Raw genomic sequence first — 19,071 nt, forward strand, 5'->3', positions numbered from 1 at the left:
TTAATAGAAAAAACTCTCTCCTGTTAATGCTTCTATTGAATGGTTATATTACTCCCATAAAGCGACAAATGCTTAAACAGCCATTGGTGTTTCCCTATGGACTTAATACTCATTCCTGTTAATAATTGACCATTGATAGTTTTCAGGCAAATTCTTGTTTCGTCTTCACATCAATATCTAATTTTCTCAGCTCTTAATTTTTTTTCCTTAGTTGTTATTTTTTTTTTAAGATTTTCTTTATCTAGTTTTTTTTAAACTCTTCAAATTCTTCTAAATTTGTGGTACTTTCAGTTGACTTTTCAGCCGATATCTAAACAATTCATATACTGTTAATTATTGAACTTTGTTTTCATAAAACACTTGCAGCCATTATTGAAATTGACCATAGCTAAAGAAACCTTCCACAGATATGAGTGAGTTCTTTGGTTATTCTTGTGACGATCTCTGATGGTCCTGCTCTTGGCCTTCCAGGACTTTTTTTGTGTTTAATATTCCTTCTATTTCCCCTTGACGATATTCACCAAACCAAGGTTATACTGTAACTTGATAACAACCGAGCAAGTCTGCTATTTATCCTATAGTAAAAAGCTTTTTCGTTTTTAACCAGTAAAGTGCTTGTAATTTTTCTTTGATACGGCTATCTGTTTGATAGGACAAAAGTTTTTTTAAATTCAGATTCTGTTTCTAATATTTGAGTTTTTGTTCTCATCTGATAACTGCAATCACTTAATAATTTTATAACTATTTTATTGTAACAATCTTTTTGGAAATTAGTATTATTTGAATCACAAAAAGCTCAAGAAAGTCAAAATAGCATAAGCCTATAGTAAGTATTGTAACAATCTTTTTGGAAATTAGTATTATTTGAATCACAAAAAGCTCAAGAAAGTCAAAATAGCATAAGCCTGTAGTAAATATAGCGCTTTTTTCATTATGCACTATAGTATATGTATTATCTTTGTGTAAGTCCTGTGTATATAAAATTAAATCACAATTGGGATAAACCCTTCTGTATAAGTTCCTTATGCCTTCTGCCTTCCTTTCACCAAAGTATAAATATTTATCTGGATATGATTAGATCGTCTTTATAGCGGTAGTCTGATAGACATTACCTCTGAGAACCTCTACAGATAAATTATATCTTCAGTTACCAATACTAATCTTTGTTATCTATTCCATGCATCAGATTTTCCCAGCTGCTGCAATTTAATTGCACCTTCAAGACTTTGTCTACTTCTGTAATCTAGTTTAAATGGTAAAACAGCTTAAGGAATAAGTAGACCCACTCTGAATATTTTTCAATCTAACTAATACCAAACTCAACAATCATTTGCTCTACCTGAGCAGCGACCAGAGGGTCTGGGTCATTCCTCAAATGAGGCAATAATTCAACTAATGCCCGTTGAGATGCCATTCGTAAGTAAGCCAGAGCTGCCTCCCGTACAAAACCAGTAGGATGACGTAAACAAACTAAAGTTTGTTCTGCCGTTAAACTCCAACGAGCTGCACGAGCCATCTGTAAACAACAAGCTAAAGCCCACTCAGAAAGAAAATGGCGAAAATCTAGCAGGTGTCGTAAGCGATCGCTAGGAGCCATTGGTTGATAAATCACCATTTCAGATAAACTATTTAATTTTTCTTCATAGCTCTTTTGATCCAAAATATCAATCAGCGATCGCTTACAAGAAATATCTACAGTATTATCCAAAATTTCCAAACCGCGAGCCACATTTGAACGGGAATCTGAGTTAATATTAAGAGCTGCTGCCTTAATAGAACCCAATGGATAAAGAAACTTCATTAACAAAAAACACTGTTCTATAGCATCTAACTCCAACAATTGTAAAGACCGCAACAATATTTCTGTATAATCAGTAGTTAGTTTTCCATTACTTTTCTCTAAAGCACTAGAGAGAGAATTCTCTGAATTAATACTTACCCCAGACAAGTCTACTATACCCGCATAAATCTGTCCCAAGAACATCAACTCTTGCTCTACTAGAATTTCAACTCCACTGCGGCCTACTCGTTCCAGGACCCCTTCAATTCCTATTTCTTCCGGCATTTTCAATAATCTGCGTAGAATATTACGACGTGTTGTACCCCAAGTTGTCATCATTCTATTTACCAGAGAATCTAGTGCTTCTATTGTACCAATTTCACTAATAGCAGTCCAAGCTTGTAATCGAACTAGATCTGACTTATGAGCATCATCGGCTAACTTCACCAACATTGGAATCGCATCATTACCTAATCTTACTAATGCTTGCAATGCAGATTCTCTGGTTGATTTGTAGGATAAACCCCGTAACAGTGAGGGGTAGTAACCTTCCAAATGAGTAGCAGCAATCACATCCATACAATACTTTCGTACTCGTAAGGATTCATCTTGTAATAAACTCGGAATATATAATCGTAACCCTTGCAAATAATCTGCTTCTCCCAAGGCACGAACACCCATGACTCTTTCCTTTTCCAGTTTAGAAGTAATCATCCTGCGTAAAACATTAGTAGCCTCAGCTTTTTGCTCTCTGTCTCCTCTACGCATAATTAAAGCTGCTGCTGTACCTCTTACTACTGGATCTACTGAAGGTTGTAAATAAGGCCGAAGTTGACTAACATCTGATTTTGATTCTGTAAGCCAGATATAACGTAAAGCCAAAGCTAAAACTTGTGCTGGTAGTGATGTTTGAGTTAACGAGCGCACTTGTTGGAGATAAGCTGGATTAGGGTGATTCAACATTACTTCCAAACTTTGAGATTGTAATGCCGGTGACATTACCCCGAGTAGTGGAGCCAATATTTCACCTATATTTTTTTTATCTATTTGACTTAATAACTCAATACAGGAACGCTTATCTTCTTCTGCCGTTCCTCTTTCCAAAGTTTCTACTACTGAGCGTTTCAATGCCCTCATATCTACATCTAAAACAGCAAATCTACCTTTACCTGCACTCCTTACCAATAAGTTTACATATTGAGTTCTAATTAATAATATTACTCCTAACCATACCAGAGCTGATATGATTATTGCGATCACAAAGACTAGACCCTGCTGGTCTGAAAACAAACGTTGATTGGAGTCTAATATTAATCTACTTACCCCAAGAATTGCTAGTATTATTAATCCACTTAAGCCTGTAGAAAAGGGTTCTGCTACCCCATTTACCATTGTTTGAACATCACTACGAATATTCTCTGGTAAAGGTTGGAATAAAACAGGCCCAGTAGTTTCTATTAATGTATAGTGTAGTAACTCATCTAGAAATCTCAGGATTACTAATCCTATAAATACTGAAAGTAATCCTGTTATTGCCCCCGTCAAAGAAAATAACCCTAAAGCTATTGCCCCTAATGGTAGTACCATTGCTGTACCAAAAACTCCTATTCTTTCTACCAGACGACTAGAGGCAAACCATTGAGTTACTACTTGACAAGTACTCAAAATTCCTTCAAACAAACCCAGGAAACTTGCTATTTGATTTGCCCCATTAAGAGACCGGTTTTCCAATTCTAGTTGATAAAAAAATTGAAAGTCTACTAATACATATAGTACCTCTGCTATTACAAAGAATATGATTAACGGCAATATATAACCTTGTAGAGGTCCTTTTACTATCCGAGTAGAAAACTCCTGCTCCTCATCTTCTGGTATCCAACGGCTAGAATCAGGAAAAGATTGTTGATATCTCTCTGATAAATATAACAGTATTCCTGACCCAAATAATACCATTAAGCCCGATACTATTGTAACGTTATTCAGCGACACAAATGATATTATTAGAGGTAAAGAAAATCCACTAATTACTCCTGCTACTAAAAAACCACTACTTATTATTGGATATGTCCGTTTAATTTCTCTAATATTAAATAATTGGTTACCTGTGATTGAACTATTCAAATCGTTAAGTAAGTAACAAGCCTCTACCCATAACCACATCATAAAAGTAGTGAGAAAAGCTAAACTTAGACCAGCTATCTTGATATTCTCAATGCCAATACCAAGTCTAAATAAGAATAAAGGAATTGCCATTAGTAATAAAATTACTACTATTACTCGGCGCAGAGGCATGATTTTTTGTAGCCAGGAGTAGACAAACCCAAGACCTGAACCTATGCCAGCACTAGCAATATATATCCAAGGTAATTTCTCAGCACCATATTGGTCTAAGAATAAACTAACTGTACTCAGTTCTAACCAAATTAACCCTATAGAAGTAAGAGTATATACCACAAACATTAGTAAGGTTCGCTCTACTTCTTCAGAACGGAGATTGAGAGATATTAGCAGTTTATCTCCTAATCCTGTATAACTTTTTAAATTTCTCACTTCCATCTGGTTTACTGAATTTTTACTAAATTATATAGTTAATGAAATATCGTAAACTTTCTATATCAAGATCGTCAAATATTGTCATATATAACAATATATATAAAATTTATTCACCTAAACAAAAAACCTGATTTGATAGGCTTTTAACCTGTATCTACCTTTAATCTTATATTATGTAAGGTCTATAATTTAGCAAAAAACAGGGTCGCCTCGCCTGCCTATTGGGTGGCTTTTTAGTTGTTTTTGGCGACTTTTTAGTTTTTTTTGAATACATCTGTTATTCTTTCATTAATTAGTTAGTCGCGGGCGGGCAGTCATCAGACAAAATATGAACGCACCAGGCCAGGGGTTTAAATAGGTTCAAGCTTTTTGATATAGATTTAAATTGCAGCAAGATAAAAAAACTTAACCCCCATCGGAGTTAAGGCTCACAATAACTCTTTCGTGCCTTATACCCGGGGAAAATGTTAATGTGTTAAGTCTTTTTAAGAATTAGGGATGTTGCATTCAACGTCCTGAGGGTTATTGTTTATTTAATGTGCTTTATTTCACTGAAAACTCTTGTAGTTTAATACTAATTTCACAAACTTAGACTAGACTGCTTATTTTAAAAGATCATAAGATTTTATTCTTGATTATAATGTGTAGCTATTCTTGAGGGAACTGGTATAATAATTGAAGATTACAGCAGTTTCTTTATGGATAGACTATTATGGACAGACTACAATGGGGAGATTCCATGAAACGCTCCTAAAAATTTTTAATTATAACATGAAGTAATTTATTTTTTTTATCAAGGGTGAAGTAGAGCTATCCCCATTAATATGTCCGCGCTACAAAGATTTGAGGATTAATTAAATGTCTATAAGATTTTCCGCTCCAGAAGCGTCAGTAAACAGCATTTAGCAGTCAACTGAAGATTCAAGGGTAATATTCCCCTACTGTATTTAAACAATTAGTGGGCGATATTTAATGAGGTTTTTAACTACTCATTATATAGCTATTGAAGCTGATAGCTGATATATGAGAGCCGATAGCTCAGAGCTAAGATTTAAGTTCTACTTTAATATTTTTTATATTCGCCCCGGCCAAAAAGCACGGTAATTATTACCGAGCCTTGGCTGATACGTGGTTTGACGTCTTAGAGGCGGCTTCTACCTTGGCAGTAGTCTTAGGCTGACCTTCTCGTCCATTTCAAGTCTCGGAATACCCAAGCAGGACTGACAAAAAAATTTTGTAAGTAGGTCTCTATTTGTGCTTTCAGGTTTGAACTGCTCATTGACCTAAAAGCTTCTTAAGTTTAACTCTCAAATGAAGAGGTTTCAAAAAACCTATTCTTTTCTACTCTACAGTATTTATGAGACAATTCGGGTATTTAAACCCTACTTATTAAACAATTAGAAGTTGTCCTAGAAGGGCAAGGCTTTAAACCCAATTTTTCCGTAATTAATATAATTGGTACCTGCTGTAAATTCTATATAAATGCTTAAAGTATTCAACTTGACTTTTTAGGAGATAACAACATCATCATACTACGTCCCTCCTTTTTGGGAGCTTGTTGAATCTCCGCTAAATCTTTTAAATCTGTTGCCATCCGTTGCAATAATTCTTCTGCAAGGTTACTGTGTTGTATTTCCCGGCCTCGGAACATAATAGTGGCTTTCACTTTATCACCAGACTCGAGAAAACGCTTTGCATGAGATAAGCGGACATTATAGTCATGCTCCTCAATTTTATAGCGCATCTTCACTTCCTTAACTTCGGCATTATGCTGCTTACGTTTGGCATCCTGAACTTTCTTTTTCTGTTCAAACAGATATTTACCGTAATCAATTATTCTACAAACTGGTGGATCAGCTTTATCACTGACCATAACCAGATCGAGACCTTTTTCCTGGGCCATCCGTAAAGCTTCTCTTGTTTCTACAATTCCTAATTGTTGGCCATCTGCATCAACAGCCCTAACTTTGGGAACTCTAATCTTTTCGTTAACTTGAGGGAGATTACGATTATTTTTTTTTTCGATTGGCATTAATTGGAATTTTAAAACGATGTTGGCAAGGATATTGGTTAAACTTTATGTGATATAACTTATCAATAATATATTATCATAATCAAATATTTTTATGCAAGCCTATTACATAACGCTGTTTTTCTCTAGCTTAACACAATGTACATTTTGCTGGTATGAGTGTAAATCTTAAGCAAGAGACTTTTTAGTTGCTTTTTTTTGAATAGATATGTTAATATTTATAATAATCTATAGTAATATAGTTATGCAATTCTGGGGGAAATAGAATATAAAGAATTGGGAAACAAAAGTAGGTAGTCAACGAGACTGGGTATGGCGAGGATGGCAAACTCGCTACACTTATGTTAGATGCCAAAGTAACTACAAAACTATGGAAGGCCAGAATCTACAAAACCCTCCTATACTGCTTTTACATGGTTTTGGTGCATCAATAGGCCATTGGCGACACAACATAAATGTATTAAGTCAAAAACATACAGTCTATGCACTAGATTTATTGGGCTTTGGTGCTTCGGAAAAGGCGATCGCCAACTACAATAGTAACTTTTGGGTAGAGCAAATATATGATTTTTGGCAGGCTTTTATTCAAGTACCAGTAATATTAGTAGGTAACTCTATTGGTTCATTAATATCCCTAGTTGTTACTGCTACACATAAAGATATGGTTGCAGGACTAGTAATGATTAGTTTACCAGACCCAACTGCTCAAGCAGAAGTAATTCCAAGTTGGTGTTTACCTACTGTTGAGTTGATTCAAAATATTGTTGCTTCCCCACTATTGTTAAGGGGTTTGTTTTTTATCCTTCGCAGAAGCTCAATAATTCGTCGCTGGGTTAAACTTGCCTATAGTAATCCCGATCTAGTTACAGAAGAACTAGTGGATATATTGGCAGGACCGCCGAGGGATCAGGGTGCTGCTCGTGCTTTTTGTATTTTATTTAAAATTATGGGTAGCACTAAGTTCGGTCCTAGTGTCAAAGCTATACTTCCTACTCTGGAACTTCCTATGTTGTTAATTTGGGGCAAGCAAGATTTATTCATTCCTGCCAAGTTTGCTAATCCTAGTCAGTTTAGTAAACTTAATTCCCGTTTAGAGTTTATAGAATTAGATAACGCTGGTCATTGTGCCCACGATGAATGTCCCGAAATAGTTAATCGTCTAATTCTTGATTGGATTGTTAAACAAAAATACTGATTGATCAACTTGACTAGACTAAATAGCTAACATATTTCTTGGGTTTTAGGCAAGGGTATTTTTACTTAGAGATGGAGGTTTATACAATAAACCAAAAATACCTAAGTGGATCATTGATGATATTGAAGGTCTGATTCATCTCCAAAGAGAGTGGGAATATCTACCCAGCTTTAAAAGCAATTTTAAAGTACAATGTCCAGTCTTTGAAAAACAATATACCAATGAACAAGAAAGGAATGAACTTCAAACTATTGAAAGCTATCATAATTGGAAAAACGCCAGTGCCAATACTCATAACTTACTCCTTGAGAGTTATTTTCAGGAAATGACATTTCAAAACCATATTGGTTGACATTTTTAATTAACCACTGAAAAGTTTTAGTTTCTCCAAACTCATAAGTAATATCTTTTTCTGGGAAGTTGCTATCAGCCATATCAATTTCCTATCCAGTGTGATGATCACTATAGCTGGGAGGAGCAGTAGTCTTTGCAACTGTTTCTGGAGAACCATAGTGCTGAATTTGGTATTGGAATAGTTGCTTTTGGTTAGCAACAGTGCGAAATCCTGAAACGGTTACAAGTTATATACTATCATCCACTGCTGCATATATCATTTACATCAAAGCAAAGGCTACTTCAGATGCCAATTTTTCAGGCTTTTGATACTCTGCACCAGTGGCATAACTGCCAATAATTACCATTTTTTGTGCTTTCCCCTCCGGGTAGGGAAAATGCCCAATTTTTTGTTCTTTTACTGTTAGATATGATTTTGACTTAACTGAGTGAGGGTTCACTGGAGTTTGTAACGGAGTAGAAAGAGGCGGAGCGGTTTTTTTTCAGGTGCTGGAGAAACAAGAACGGTAGGTGTAATAGAAGGAGAAGGCGCAATGGTTGCATATTTTTTAGTTAAAATTTCACAATTGCATAGCCGTTAAGAATTAGTCCTAACACTAATAAAGCAGTAGGAACAAGAAAACGAAAGCTAGTCCAGAAGCTATTGATCTAAAGTGTCCTATAGATTTATTTTTCACCTGTTTATTAATCTAGTCTTGTAATACCAATTTCCTAAAGTCCGACTACACATAATGCTTCAAGAATAAAATCATATCCTGTACAAGAAGCAATATCTTTTTGACTAAATCCAGTTAATATATTTCTCAGGATTCTGCGTCAGAAATCTAAGGAATCGAAAACTCGATTTTTCAAGAATTTTTTCACCTCTTTCCACAGTCTTTCAATGGGATTAACTTCGGGACAATAAGGAGGTTGAAATAATAAAATGATGTGATCAGGGATAGATAAATCATTCCCTAGATGCCCTCGCCCGTTATCTAGTTGAATAATATGAATCTCTTCAGGATATGTTTGAGAAAAAAGCTCTAAAAATCTTTCAAAGCAAGGAGTATCTAGATGACTAAATTCATAAAAAAAGGAATCTCCTGTTTTTGGTTCTACTAAACCATAAAGCCATAGATATTTAAATAGCCATTGATATAAACCAATGGGCTTAACACCGCAAGCAGTAATGACTTTACCTGTTATAGTTTTTAATCCAATTCTAGTCTCGTCTTGACACCAATAGCGAATTGGCAGTTGATTTTCCGAATATTTATTAATTAACTTAATTTTCTCTTCTAGTTGAGATGAGAGTTTTTTTTAAAGTTTTCTTGAGCTTCTTTATTTTGTTTTATGTGATTTGGACGTGGAACTTTTAATTTACTTTTTAATTTATATCTGACTAATTGATGAACTGTTCGATAAGACAGCTCGATGTCAAAACAAGTCGTTAACCACTGTTGAATTTCACCATAGCTTTGGAAACCTTCCGGGTTTTGCAATTCTGCTTCTAATTTCTCGATTACATTTGGTGGAATTGAACTTGGCCTCCCTCCTAGATTTTTCTTTGGTTCTAGTAAAAGATTCAGTCCACCTGTACGATATTTCCCTAACCATTTTTGTACTGTGACTCGATTGCGTCCTAACATTATCGCAATTTCTTTTACTGTTTCTACTGTTTGAGTTTTCAACCAGTAAATAGTTTGAAGTCTTTCCTTTTCTTGAGCTGTACTCGCACTTTTTAAAAGTTTTTTGAGAGTTTCTACCGATTCATTTATCTCAATTTTTACTACTCCTGACATGGGGACATTTTCTATAATAGGTTACTTCTAAAAGTGTAGCTTAAGTTTATGAAATTAGTATAACATTTGCTATTTTCCATTTACCATTGTTAAATTCAAGAGTAAAGCGATAGGTTTTCTTCCCATCCCGACTAGCACTCTCATCAATAACTCCATCAATGTAAAGTGTTGGACTTTCGTAAACTCCCACATCAATTGTTGCTTGTTTTGCTGATAATTGAAAATTGCCAACAAGCTCAACAACAGGTTTTTCATAAGTATAATATGCTCGATTTCTACTAAGCCAATTTATAGTCCTTCGAGTTTTTTCATAGTAAGCACCAGTTGTATATTTTGATAAAAGTTGACGATTAGGAGAAGGACCTAAGACTTCACCTTTGATTTCTAACCAAGACCGAATCGCTTTAAGAGCAGTTTCGGAGGTTAAAAGACTACTGTCAACAATTGAAAACCCCCTAAGAATAGGTGCATCATTGACAGGTTCAACTGTAATTTCCAAATTTTTTATATCTGTTTTACTCTTTAAAGCACCAATAGGCCAAACAAATTCTTGCTCGTTAATAAAATCTTGTTTACCAAAGTCTTGAACAAATATTTTTAGGCGATCGCTACCAAAAAAGTTAGCATTACTTTCATACACAATTCCATTGTTACTCTTAAGAGTGTTGTTAACTTGGCTAGGAGTACCACAGAAAGTTACTGTATTATCGCTGCTGTATTTAATCTTACGAAATGATACACCATTAAATACATTTTCATTAACAATTATTGTTCCATTGTCTGCACTCAATTTTAAACAAATGTTATCTCCGTCAGGATCTTTAACACTAATTCCTTTGATATTGAATTTTTGTCTTCTTTGGCAGTTTGGTTTTCTGGAACAGTAAGAATTGGAGGTTGATTAATGGAATTAACGTTAACTATTCGATTAAGGGTATTACTACTTTTATTATCTCCATCACCATCAGTAATTTTGATTTCCAAGGTACGAGTACCATTTTTAGGATTATCTGATATGTTTTGATAAACAATGTTTTTTACTGCGGTTTCAACAGCTTGAATGGTAGCATTAGAATTGAAAACAACTTTCAAAGGCTTAGTGCCAATGCCACCTGATTTTTAATAGTACGATTCAAACTCTACATCAAAAAAGATGATCCTATATATTGTCAACAAGGATCATTGAATAAGAATGAATAAACTACCCTCATTATTAATGATTTTAGTTAACTATCAATTCTTAATATCCGAAAAAATTATTGCTTAAAAAGGATTAGCAAATTATCTGAATTTTCCCGCATAAAAATGAATTAAATATTGACAAAATAGCTATTTTTATACAATAAATAGAGGTCAATTTTGTTTTAGTTTATGGGAAATATTTGATGAATTTGCAGAATAATTCATAGCCCTGTGCCTTCAAAAACGGCTGAATTATTACGACTCTGTAGAATATCTGCAAACCTTTTGATTTCAGATTTTTAGTTTTGCCTATCACAGCTCTAGGAATTTTTTATTGTTAGTTTTATTTAATACTTAAATAGCCTTTAGGTATATATATGAGTAGATTAATTATATTCTATTTTATGAGAATAAATATCAATATTCATTAAATCAATCTCTAGTTTAATAGAAAGATTAATAAGATTTTCTTTGCCATAACCACATGGTAAAATTTCGTTACTTTCTAGCTTATTTAGGATTAATAATAATTGTTTTTTGAGGGTTTTATCAGAACTAAATATTTTACTTAGTTGTCTAGCAATTGGTTCAATAATTAACTTATTTTGTCGTTCTTTAATAGAGGAGTTTTCAGTAGTTATGATTAAGGAATGAGTAACAAATAAGTTTAAGTTAGTAGTAATTAATTCACCAATAACTTCTTCAATTAGGTAGTTAAGAATGTACTCCATTACTAGAGGTTCAACTGTATACATACTTAATTTTTTCTTGACTATGGAGCGCCAGATGAGAGCTTCTAAGCTTTCCAGGAGATTAACTTTAGAAATTGCTGGCACAATATCAGTTTCTAATTTTTGTACACTAGTCCAGTCTTGGTTAACTGCTAACCAAACCATAATTTTTTTTTCTAGTTCTGAAAGACGATGAAAGTGTTGGTCGAGGAGTCGGCGAATACCATTGAAGGTAGTAGTATTATGTTGGAGAAATTCTTTTAGGTCTCCATCGAATAAGTCTTTGATAGAGGTAGTGACTATTTTTAATGCTAGGGGACTATAGCCATAATATTCGCTAAGTTGTTGTTTTTGTGCTTCTGAACCTGATATTTCTCTAGTTTCTAGTAAGGCTTTAGCTATTTCTTTTGATCCAAATAGTTGCAAAGATCGTACTGCTGTATCTATACTTTCAAGGGCTGCTACTTCTGGGAGTTTTTCTCTACTGGTGAGAATAAGACAGCTAGAGTGAGATGTTTCGCTGATTAACTGAAATAATTGACTATAGTTTTCATAACCAGAGCGGTAATAACCTGTACATCCAGCTTTTAAAATAGTTTCGACACTATCTAAAATTATTAGACAGCGTGACTGGCGTAAGTATTCAAGAAGTTTGCTTAGTTCTCCTTGAGTACATTTTTGGTGAGAGAAAAACGAGATCAGTTCTCTCAGCATTATTTTTAGTGGTGGAGAGTGGCGCAGCGATCGCCAAATTATATAGTCAAATTCACTTTGTAGTTGTGTAGCAACTTTTGCTGCTACCGCTGTTTTACCGATACCACCCATACCAAGTAGGGCTATCAAGCGACAACCATCTGCGATAATATACTTTTGCAGTTGATTGAGTTCTTGAGAGCGTCCGTAAAAAACAGAAACATCTATAGCTTCTCCCCAATCAATTACTTTTGATTTATATACTATTTTATTTGTTTCACAAGAAGACAGGGAAGTTAGATGCTGTTGAGTATTTAGCTCGGTTTTGGCAATAAATGATTTCTGAATGCCAAATTTTTGTCTCAGCAGAGCGCGAAAATTTTTCTTGGTTACTTTTTCGTCTAAGACATTAGAAATACTTTGCCATAAGTTAGCAGCTACTCCTTTAATGTAGTCTGGATCATAACCTGCTTGCTCGGCAATTTCAGAATATCCTTTATCTTCCCAGGCTTGAGAAAATACCATTTTTTTTACAGCGTTTAAGGAGCCTGGAGGTAGAACTGTCTCCAGAACTTCCAATGCTTCTTCGACTTTCATTTTACTTAATATTTTGATATATTTTGAACTTACCCAAGGGCGGGCCCTCTTTCTCAGATAAATCATTGTTTTTAATAATAGATATCTACGAAAAAAATCTGGTTTTTGGCTTCGCCTGCACAAGTCCTTATATTTTAAATTATATATAAATTGATGTAATTTTACTGTTACTTATGATGCTATTTTATTTGATAATAAAGTAAGAATACTTAATTAATTTGTTGTGGCTTTAATATTTTTTTGACTCATAAATTACGCACAGACAGTAAATGTAGCGCATCTTAATTTCAGGGTTTGTTGATGCAAAGTTTCAGCAACGTTATGATTTTTTTGAGTTATCGAGCAGTATTTTGATTCTATCTCTATCCATAAAAAGTTAAATAACTGTCATTTTCATTGCAGGATATTTGAGTTAAAATAGAGTTATATTTAAATTATAATTAATATTTTAGTTGCGCAATAGTTTTTCCGATAAATTATTTTCAAATTATTCCATGCCAACATGGAGTAAGTAATATAGCAATCCTAAATAGGTCACAACACATAAAAAACGAGAAATAAATTATGAAACTCTTGCCTATTATTCATTGCTTATACCCCACTCCTGAAAAACACTAGAATTTTTGTACACAAATAAAAATAGGATTGCTATATAATTTTTTTAAATTTTTGCTTGACCACATTGGCAAAATTATATTCCTGTTAACTGCTTAATTGTGGTATTAAATTCTTAGATTTTTTTGAAGAGGTTTATTAGACATCTCCAAAATAAAAATTATGGTATAACTTTAATAAAAAATTTGTCAAAACTATAGACTAAAATCAGTTTATTTTCTCTGATATATTCGTCTCTAATATAAATATCCCTGCTTGAATTTTGGGCGCAATGATAATTTATACTCTTATTTCTACCTGACCTTTAACTTGATATTTTATTTTATTTGGTTTGGCCAATTTATTTAGTCCCCCTAGTGTTTGATATTTCCCCTTTTCTATGTACTCAATTTCTGGGATTTGGTAAAGTGTGTAATTTATTTTGTTTATCAACTTACAGTCACGATAGAAGCAACAGGGAAAGAAAAATAAAATCAAAAAAGATGACTGAAAATAAATTTAGTCTATTTTATTAGAAAAATTTTGATTGATTGACTAATACCTTTAAAAAATCTCCCCAGAATAGTTTAATTTTTTATGAAACTATGAGGTAGTTAATTCTAAAAACAGCAAAATTGTTATTAATTATTATTGTATTTGAAAAACCTCCTGAAGTGCTTCATCAAGAGTAGGCTTCATAACAACTCGGTTTTTATAAGAAACAATTACTCTTCTTAAAGTTGGCAAACTATTTTGCTCTGCTTCTAAATAAATAGGCTCAACATAAATCAGAGATTCATTAATTGGAATTACTAATAAATTCCCTTTAATTGCTTTTGAACCTTGACGATTCCAAAGAGAAATTTGCTGGGATATTTCTGGGTCTTGATTAATCAAAGCTTCAATTTGTTCTATACCATATATTAATCGTTGTTTAGGGAATTGATATAACAGTAACTTACCATAATTTTCCCCATCCGATCTTGCTGCTAACCAAGCAATTAAATTATTACGACTTGCTGGAGTATAAGGTAGAAGTAAAATGAATTCTTCTGAAGTTTCTGTTGGTAATTGTGTGATTAGATAATAAGGTTTGACTTTTTGTTGTTGAGCCCCATAAATCTCAATTGGAACCCGCCACAAGTCTTCCCGATTATAAAATACACGAGGGTCATCCATATGATAAGTTGACAAAACTTCAGATTGTACTTGAAATAAATCTAGTGGATAGCGGATATGAGTATAAAGACTAGTTGGCATTTCTTCAATGGAATTAAACATATCTGAAAATGCTTTTTTCCAGGTTCTAATAATAGGGTCTTTTGGGTCAGCAACATAGAATTTTACTGAACCATTATAGGCATCAATTACAACTTTTACTGAATTACGAATATAGTTAAACTCATTATTTTCTGGGTCAGAATAAGGGTAGTGATTAGTCGTAGTATAAGCATCAATAATCCAGTATAGATAATTAGGATTTTTTTGATTCATATTTTTATGACCAAAGTTAGGGTCAGCCACCACTAAATAAGGGTCATGATCATAACGTAGAAATGGAGCTATACTTCGGACTCTAGCATTAATATTACGACGATATAATAGTTTTGTTTCAGGTATAAATTCATTAGTTAATAACATTTTCCAGTCTTTAAGATATTTAGCAAATATCCATCTTTGCCACCCTTGACCAATAACAATTCCTCCACTTCCATCATAAGTGTTATAAGAGTTCGCTTCTCCACTAGGGTAATCTAATTCTTTATTTCTTTGTGCAGTAGAAGTCATAATATTAGTATTAGTAAGTTCTCCATAATAAATTCTCGGTTTACCGATGGGAATGCTGTCTCTAATCCTGTTTAATACTTCTAAAGTGCTATTCTTTTCCAAAGTAGGATCTGGCCCAATATTTTTCACAAAATATTCTGGTAATCCATTTTTTTCAACTTGATTAATTGGAGAAAGAGTAAAACCATAGCCATGAGTATAAACTAAATGTTCATTGACCCAAGTCTGTGCTGGCTGAGGTACAGATTCGTAGTTTAGTTCTCTAGCAGCTATAATTACTTGTTGTTTTTTAGTAAGATTATTTTTTGTTCTTTCTGACTCTTTTTTCAGAAATGTATAACGATCAATATCAGCATTTATAAATTCATAGTAGGGTCTAATTTGTTGCAATTGACGATTCGTTTGTAAAATTGGTCTTGTATCCCAAAGACGAATATTCTCAATGATTAACTTATTATTTATTAAGTCATCATAGGTAAGCTCATTATTTGGGTCGAATAATTCTACTTCTAATTTATCTACATCAATATAAGCTTCTTTAGTAAAGGTAATGCTACGTTTAATATAAGGAATTTCTCGTTCTATCTCATTAGGTTGGACAATTGCCATTTGTACAATTTTTGGTATTAACCAACCAGCAATTACTGCTATTATTAAATACCATGTCAAAATTGCTCTTAATGAATAGCTATTAGCGAATAGTTTAGCAATAACTTTTTTCTTTCTTTTTCTCTTACGACCTAAACGTAAAAACCACAAACTTGCCTCAATATAAGACTGAATACTTTTGACTGAAAAAATTGCTTGCCAAAATAGAAAAAATGCAATTAGTAACGCCAAAATCCCTAAAAATACATATGCTGGAAGCTGAACTTTTATATCGGTATAACCGGCACCATAAACTACACCACGGCGAGAGTAAAGTAACTCAAAACAGGCTATAAAGTAACTAAATGCTATGGTTAATATAAAACCTCCACCTAAACCGTGAAGATGCTTTTCTTGCTGTTGAGAAAATTGATAAAAATTTCCTTGGCTTAAACTTTTTCCTGATAATAAATATATCAAAATACAAGCAACAAATCCATATAGAAATAATCCAATTAACCAAAATCTTAATAGCTCTAAAACGGGGAGTTGAAAAACATAAAAGCTTATATCTATATGAAATAAATCTTCACTTTTATTAAAGGGAGTCCCATGCAACAGCTGTAATATATTTGCCCAATGGCTGGAAAGAATAAAGCTAAAAACTAAACTGAGAACTACTGCAAATACACTTAACCAGAGTATAGGATTAATAATTATAGCAAAAGATAATAGAAGAAATAATCCTAATAACCACAAATTAGATAGTATTGAGGTGAGTATTTTACAAATTGATTCGATGTTAAATTCTGATGGGATTTGAGGAGATACATTAGCAACTGTTAAATCAGGATACAAGTAATTAGTAAATACGTCAATATAATGGGTTAAAATTAATCCTACTAATAAAATTAATCCAAATATACAACATAACAACCAGCTTAGACTTAGTGACGGCTCAATTCGTAGTTTACTTGACGGTATAGTAACTGGGGGAATTAGCATAATTTCTTCAGATCTTTCAGTTATCCGAACTTGTTTTTTTGAATATTTAAAAAAGCTGGCTAATCTCAAATTCACTAAAAAAAAGCCCATACTAATTAAAAATGTTGTTATCCAAAGCCAAGTTTCTGTTTGCAGTTTATTTATTAATACAGGCAAATAATTCAGCTCTTGAAACCATAAAAAATCAGCTAATATATTAGTTGAAAATCCAAGTATTTCCCAGCATACAAATGAAAAAAATAATATTATTAATATATGTATTGATTTGATTCTTTTAAATGCTTTAATCAACCTACATTTTAATTGATAAATAATATGTATTTTCATTTATTTTGTTTTATATTAGTTAATTATTTGAGTTTTTTGAAACTTGATTCAAAGTATGAAGTACAAACATTAACGATCAAACTTTTGTAGTGAGGATATCTGGCAGGCCACAACGCAATAATCGTCCTTCATAATTTATGGTTTGATGGTAGGAATGCCAATTTTTGACTCGGAACTTAACTTTAAATAACTACCTGATCCTTACTTTGAATAACCTTGAATACTTTCTACAATTCCTATTACTAAAGTTTTAACAATAGACAAACCGAAACCTAATCTACTGTTAGCATAATTTTTGACCTTATATCCTCAGTAAAAAAAGTTGGATATCTTACCTTGTTGCGACAAATAAGTACCTTTAGCTTGGTCACAAACGTGAATTACTGCTTCATTATTTTGTTGATATAAATTTAATATAATATAATAATCTTTGTCAGAATATCTTACATAATTTAATTGTGAATAAAATTCAATAATACCTACTTTAAAATATTAGAGTTTATTATAAATTTAATTAATCATAAACTTCTATATTTACAGATATATCTTACCTTGACTTGAGGTTTTTGTATTTAAAACTCAAGCTACTACCAATATTATTATCATCTAAATTAGTATCATAATATGCTTTATTATACTTTTCAATATTGTTTTGCCATTTTTACTATTTATGCCACAAAATTATTCATAATTAGTAATTCTAAATAAAGGTGTATTTGGCCAATATCTAGATGGTCATTAAGTCCAATAAATATTTTCAAAACTTAATCCTAAGTTCTGCTTTCTCATAAGCTAATAACGTTGATTTTTTCTAAGTTATTGTCAAATTATTTTCCCTTATGAGGATACATTGTAAATACCCATAAATAATAGTTAAAGGAGCTCTTAATTTATGGGAAACATTACTGATAAACTACCTTTGGTATTTCCCAAAATCAGATAATTAGTCCAACATCATTTTCAACGTTTTGGCCAATTTTTTTAATTCATTAGGAGCAGCTTTAAAATAAACTGTTGCTTGATCTAGACATTCAGCATTAAGATGATCAGTAAATTGACTAATCTGGGGTAGAGAAATAAGGGAATGTTAAATATAAATAGTGATAGAAACTGTTATACCAATTGTTGCCAAGATACTAACTACACTTAAACTGATCACCATTGTCACTAATATCTTTTGAACGAGGATAATGTCTAAATAAACGTAAAGTTTACGGATAGTTATATCATTAACTACTACAGAATCAACATATAAAAAAGTCCCATCTACTAATTAGATATACTAAGAATTTTAGTCGCATCTTAGCTAGATATTTGAAAATAAAAAAGAAAGCTTTCAGTATTATTATGCAAACTTGCTGATGCAACCAGAAGATCTCTACTCTGACTCTTGACTCAAAGGAATAAATTGGCCATTGTTAAATTATCAATTGCCTTCTCTAAGGTATTGTTGGTGTACCAAGTTTTCTTAATACATTTCAACATTTTTGGAAAAATGTTTAGTTATCTCCTCAATATTACAAGGCTTTCCGTTGTTTAATGGTACAGCTACGAGAGCAAGTTACCATCACTACATCATTCTCGTTATTTACTCTGTACATAATTTGTCCGAAATCTGCTGTATGCTAGTAACTGACTATCAGTAGTTACTGCATCTTTAAATTTGCCCACAAAGCTATACTGCCTATTTCTAATACTGAAAATACTACAGTACCTATTGTGAGACTTTTTCGTAAACACGATGGAGCAAATTTGTATTGACCAAATCCCAAATTATTTGGCCATTTAACTATTTAACTATAAGCTTCATTTTGCTTTTTGTTGCTAAAAAATACTTGAATAATAACTGTCATTAACTTAGCTATTGC

General features: G+C 32.7%; 10 protein-coding genes and 1 pseudogene. 1 reads left to right on the forward strand and 10 read right to left on the reverse strand.

All coding sequences use genetic code 11. The features are described from left to right. Positions 1-1,303: 1,303 nt before the first annotated feature. Together TERY_RS04365 and infC are read right to left on the reverse strand one after the other, a co-directional pair. Positions 1,304-4,336, reverse strand: coding sequence for a HEAT repeat domain-containing protein (locus tag TERY_RS04365; protein ID WP_011610715.1), 3,033 nt, complete (start codon positions 4,334-4,336; stop codon positions 1,304-1,306). A gap of 1,492 nt (positions 4,337-5,828) precedes the next feature. After that, positions 5,829-6,365 (reverse strand): translation initiation factor IF-3, encoded by a 537-nt coding sequence (gene infC / locus TERY_RS04370; protein WP_011610716.1) that lies wholly within the window; start codon positions 6,363-6,365, stop codon positions 5,829-5,831. Between the two features lie 370 nt (positions 6,366-6,735). Here infC and TERY_RS04375 point away from each other — a divergent pair, with 370 nt between their 5' ends. Then, positions 6,736-7,560 carry an alpha/beta fold hydrolase gene (locus tag TERY_RS04375; RefSeq protein WP_011610717.1) on the forward strand — a complete coding sequence of 275 codons (825 nt, stop codon included), beginning with the start codon at positions 6,736-6,738 and terminating at the stop codon, positions 7,558-7,560. A gap of 248 nt (positions 7,561-7,808) precedes the next feature. On the opposite strand, the pseudogene TERY_RS36180 reads toward TERY_RS04375, so the two are convergent. The 8 genes and pseudogenes from TERY_RS36180 to TERY_RS04405 form a co-directional block, all read right to left on the reverse strand. Then, positions 7,809-8,126 (reverse strand): annotated as a pseudogene (locus TERY_RS36180) (D-alanyl-D-alanine carboxypeptidase family protein); the annotation flags it as partial. 48 nt (positions 8,127-8,174) lie between these two features. Beyond that, positions 8,175-8,354, reverse strand: coding sequence for a hypothetical protein (locus TERY_RS34445; RefSeq protein WP_196797214.1), 180 nt, complete (start codon positions 8,352-8,354; stop codon positions 8,175-8,177). 376 nt (positions 8,355-8,730) lie between these two features. Then, positions 8,731-9,186, reverse strand: coding sequence for an IS630 family transposase (locus TERY_RS27105; RefSeq protein ID WP_081432519.1), 456 nt, complete (start codon positions 9,184-9,186; stop codon positions 8,731-8,733). Between the two features lie 8 nt (positions 9,187-9,194). After that, positions 9,195-9,698 (reverse strand): helix-turn-helix domain-containing protein, encoded by a 504-nt coding sequence (locus TERY_RS04385; protein WP_011609939.1) that lies wholly within the window; start codon positions 9,696-9,698, stop codon positions 9,195-9,197. 46 nt (positions 9,699-9,744) lie between these two features. Then, complete coding sequence (locus TERY_RS04390; protein WP_011610719.1) at positions 9,745-10,488, reverse strand: IMS domain-containing protein; 744 nt, start codon at positions 10,486-10,488, stop codon at positions 9,745-9,747. A 2-nt stretch (positions 10,489-10,490) separates the two neighbouring features. Continuing rightward, entirely contained in the window at positions 10,491-10,790 is a 300-nt protein-coding gene (locus TERY_RS04395; RefSeq protein ID WP_011610720.1) for a hypothetical protein, read from the reverse strand. 476 nt (positions 10,791-11,266) lie between these two features. Beyond that, the gene (locus tag TERY_RS04400; RefSeq protein ID WP_196797215.1) at positions 11,267-12,901 is read right to left on the reverse strand and encodes an NB-ARC domain-containing protein; all 1,635 of its coding nucleotides are present in this window, start codon (positions 12,899-12,901) and stop codon (positions 11,267-11,269) included. A 1,242-nt stretch (positions 12,902-14,143) separates the two neighbouring features. Next, positions 14,144-17,203, reverse strand: a complete 3,060-nt coding sequence (locus TERY_RS04405) for a UPF0182 family protein (protein WP_011610722.1) — start codon at positions 17,201-17,203, stop codon at positions 14,144-14,146. Positions 17,204-19,071 lie beyond the last annotated feature (1,868 nt).

It is taken from the genome of Trichodesmium erythraeum IMS101 (genome assembly GCF_000014265.1).
In the GTDB taxonomy this organism is placed as follows: domain Bacteria; phylum Cyanobacteriota; class Cyanobacteriia; order Cyanobacteriales; family Microcoleaceae; genus Trichodesmium; species Trichodesmium erythraeum.

Excerpts from the sequence above, each read along its gene's own strand:
- TERY_RS04365 (WP_011610715.1), bottom strand. The coding sequence starts at position 4,336 with ATGGAAGTGAGAAATTTAAAAAGTTATACAGGATTAGGAGATAAACTG.
- infC (WP_011610716.1), bottom strand. The coding sequence starts at position 6,365 with ATGCCAATCGAAAAAAAAAATAATCGTAATCTCCCTCAAGTTAACGAA.
- TERY_RS04375 (WP_011610717.1), top strand. The coding sequence starts at position 6,736 with ATGGAAGGCCAGAATCTACAAAACCCTCCTATACTGCTTTTACATGGT.
- TERY_RS04385 (WP_011609939.1), bottom strand. The coding sequence starts at position 9,698 with ATGTCAGGAGTAGTAAAAATTGAGATAAATGAATCGGTAGAAACTCTC.
- TERY_RS04400 (WP_196797215.1), bottom strand. The coding sequence starts at position 12,901 with ATGAAAGTCGAAGAAGCATTGGAAGTTCTGGAGACAGTTCTACCTCCA.
- TERY_RS04405 (WP_011610722.1), bottom strand. The coding sequence starts at position 17,203 with ATGAAAATACATATTATTTATCAATTAAAATGTAGGTTGATTAAAGCA.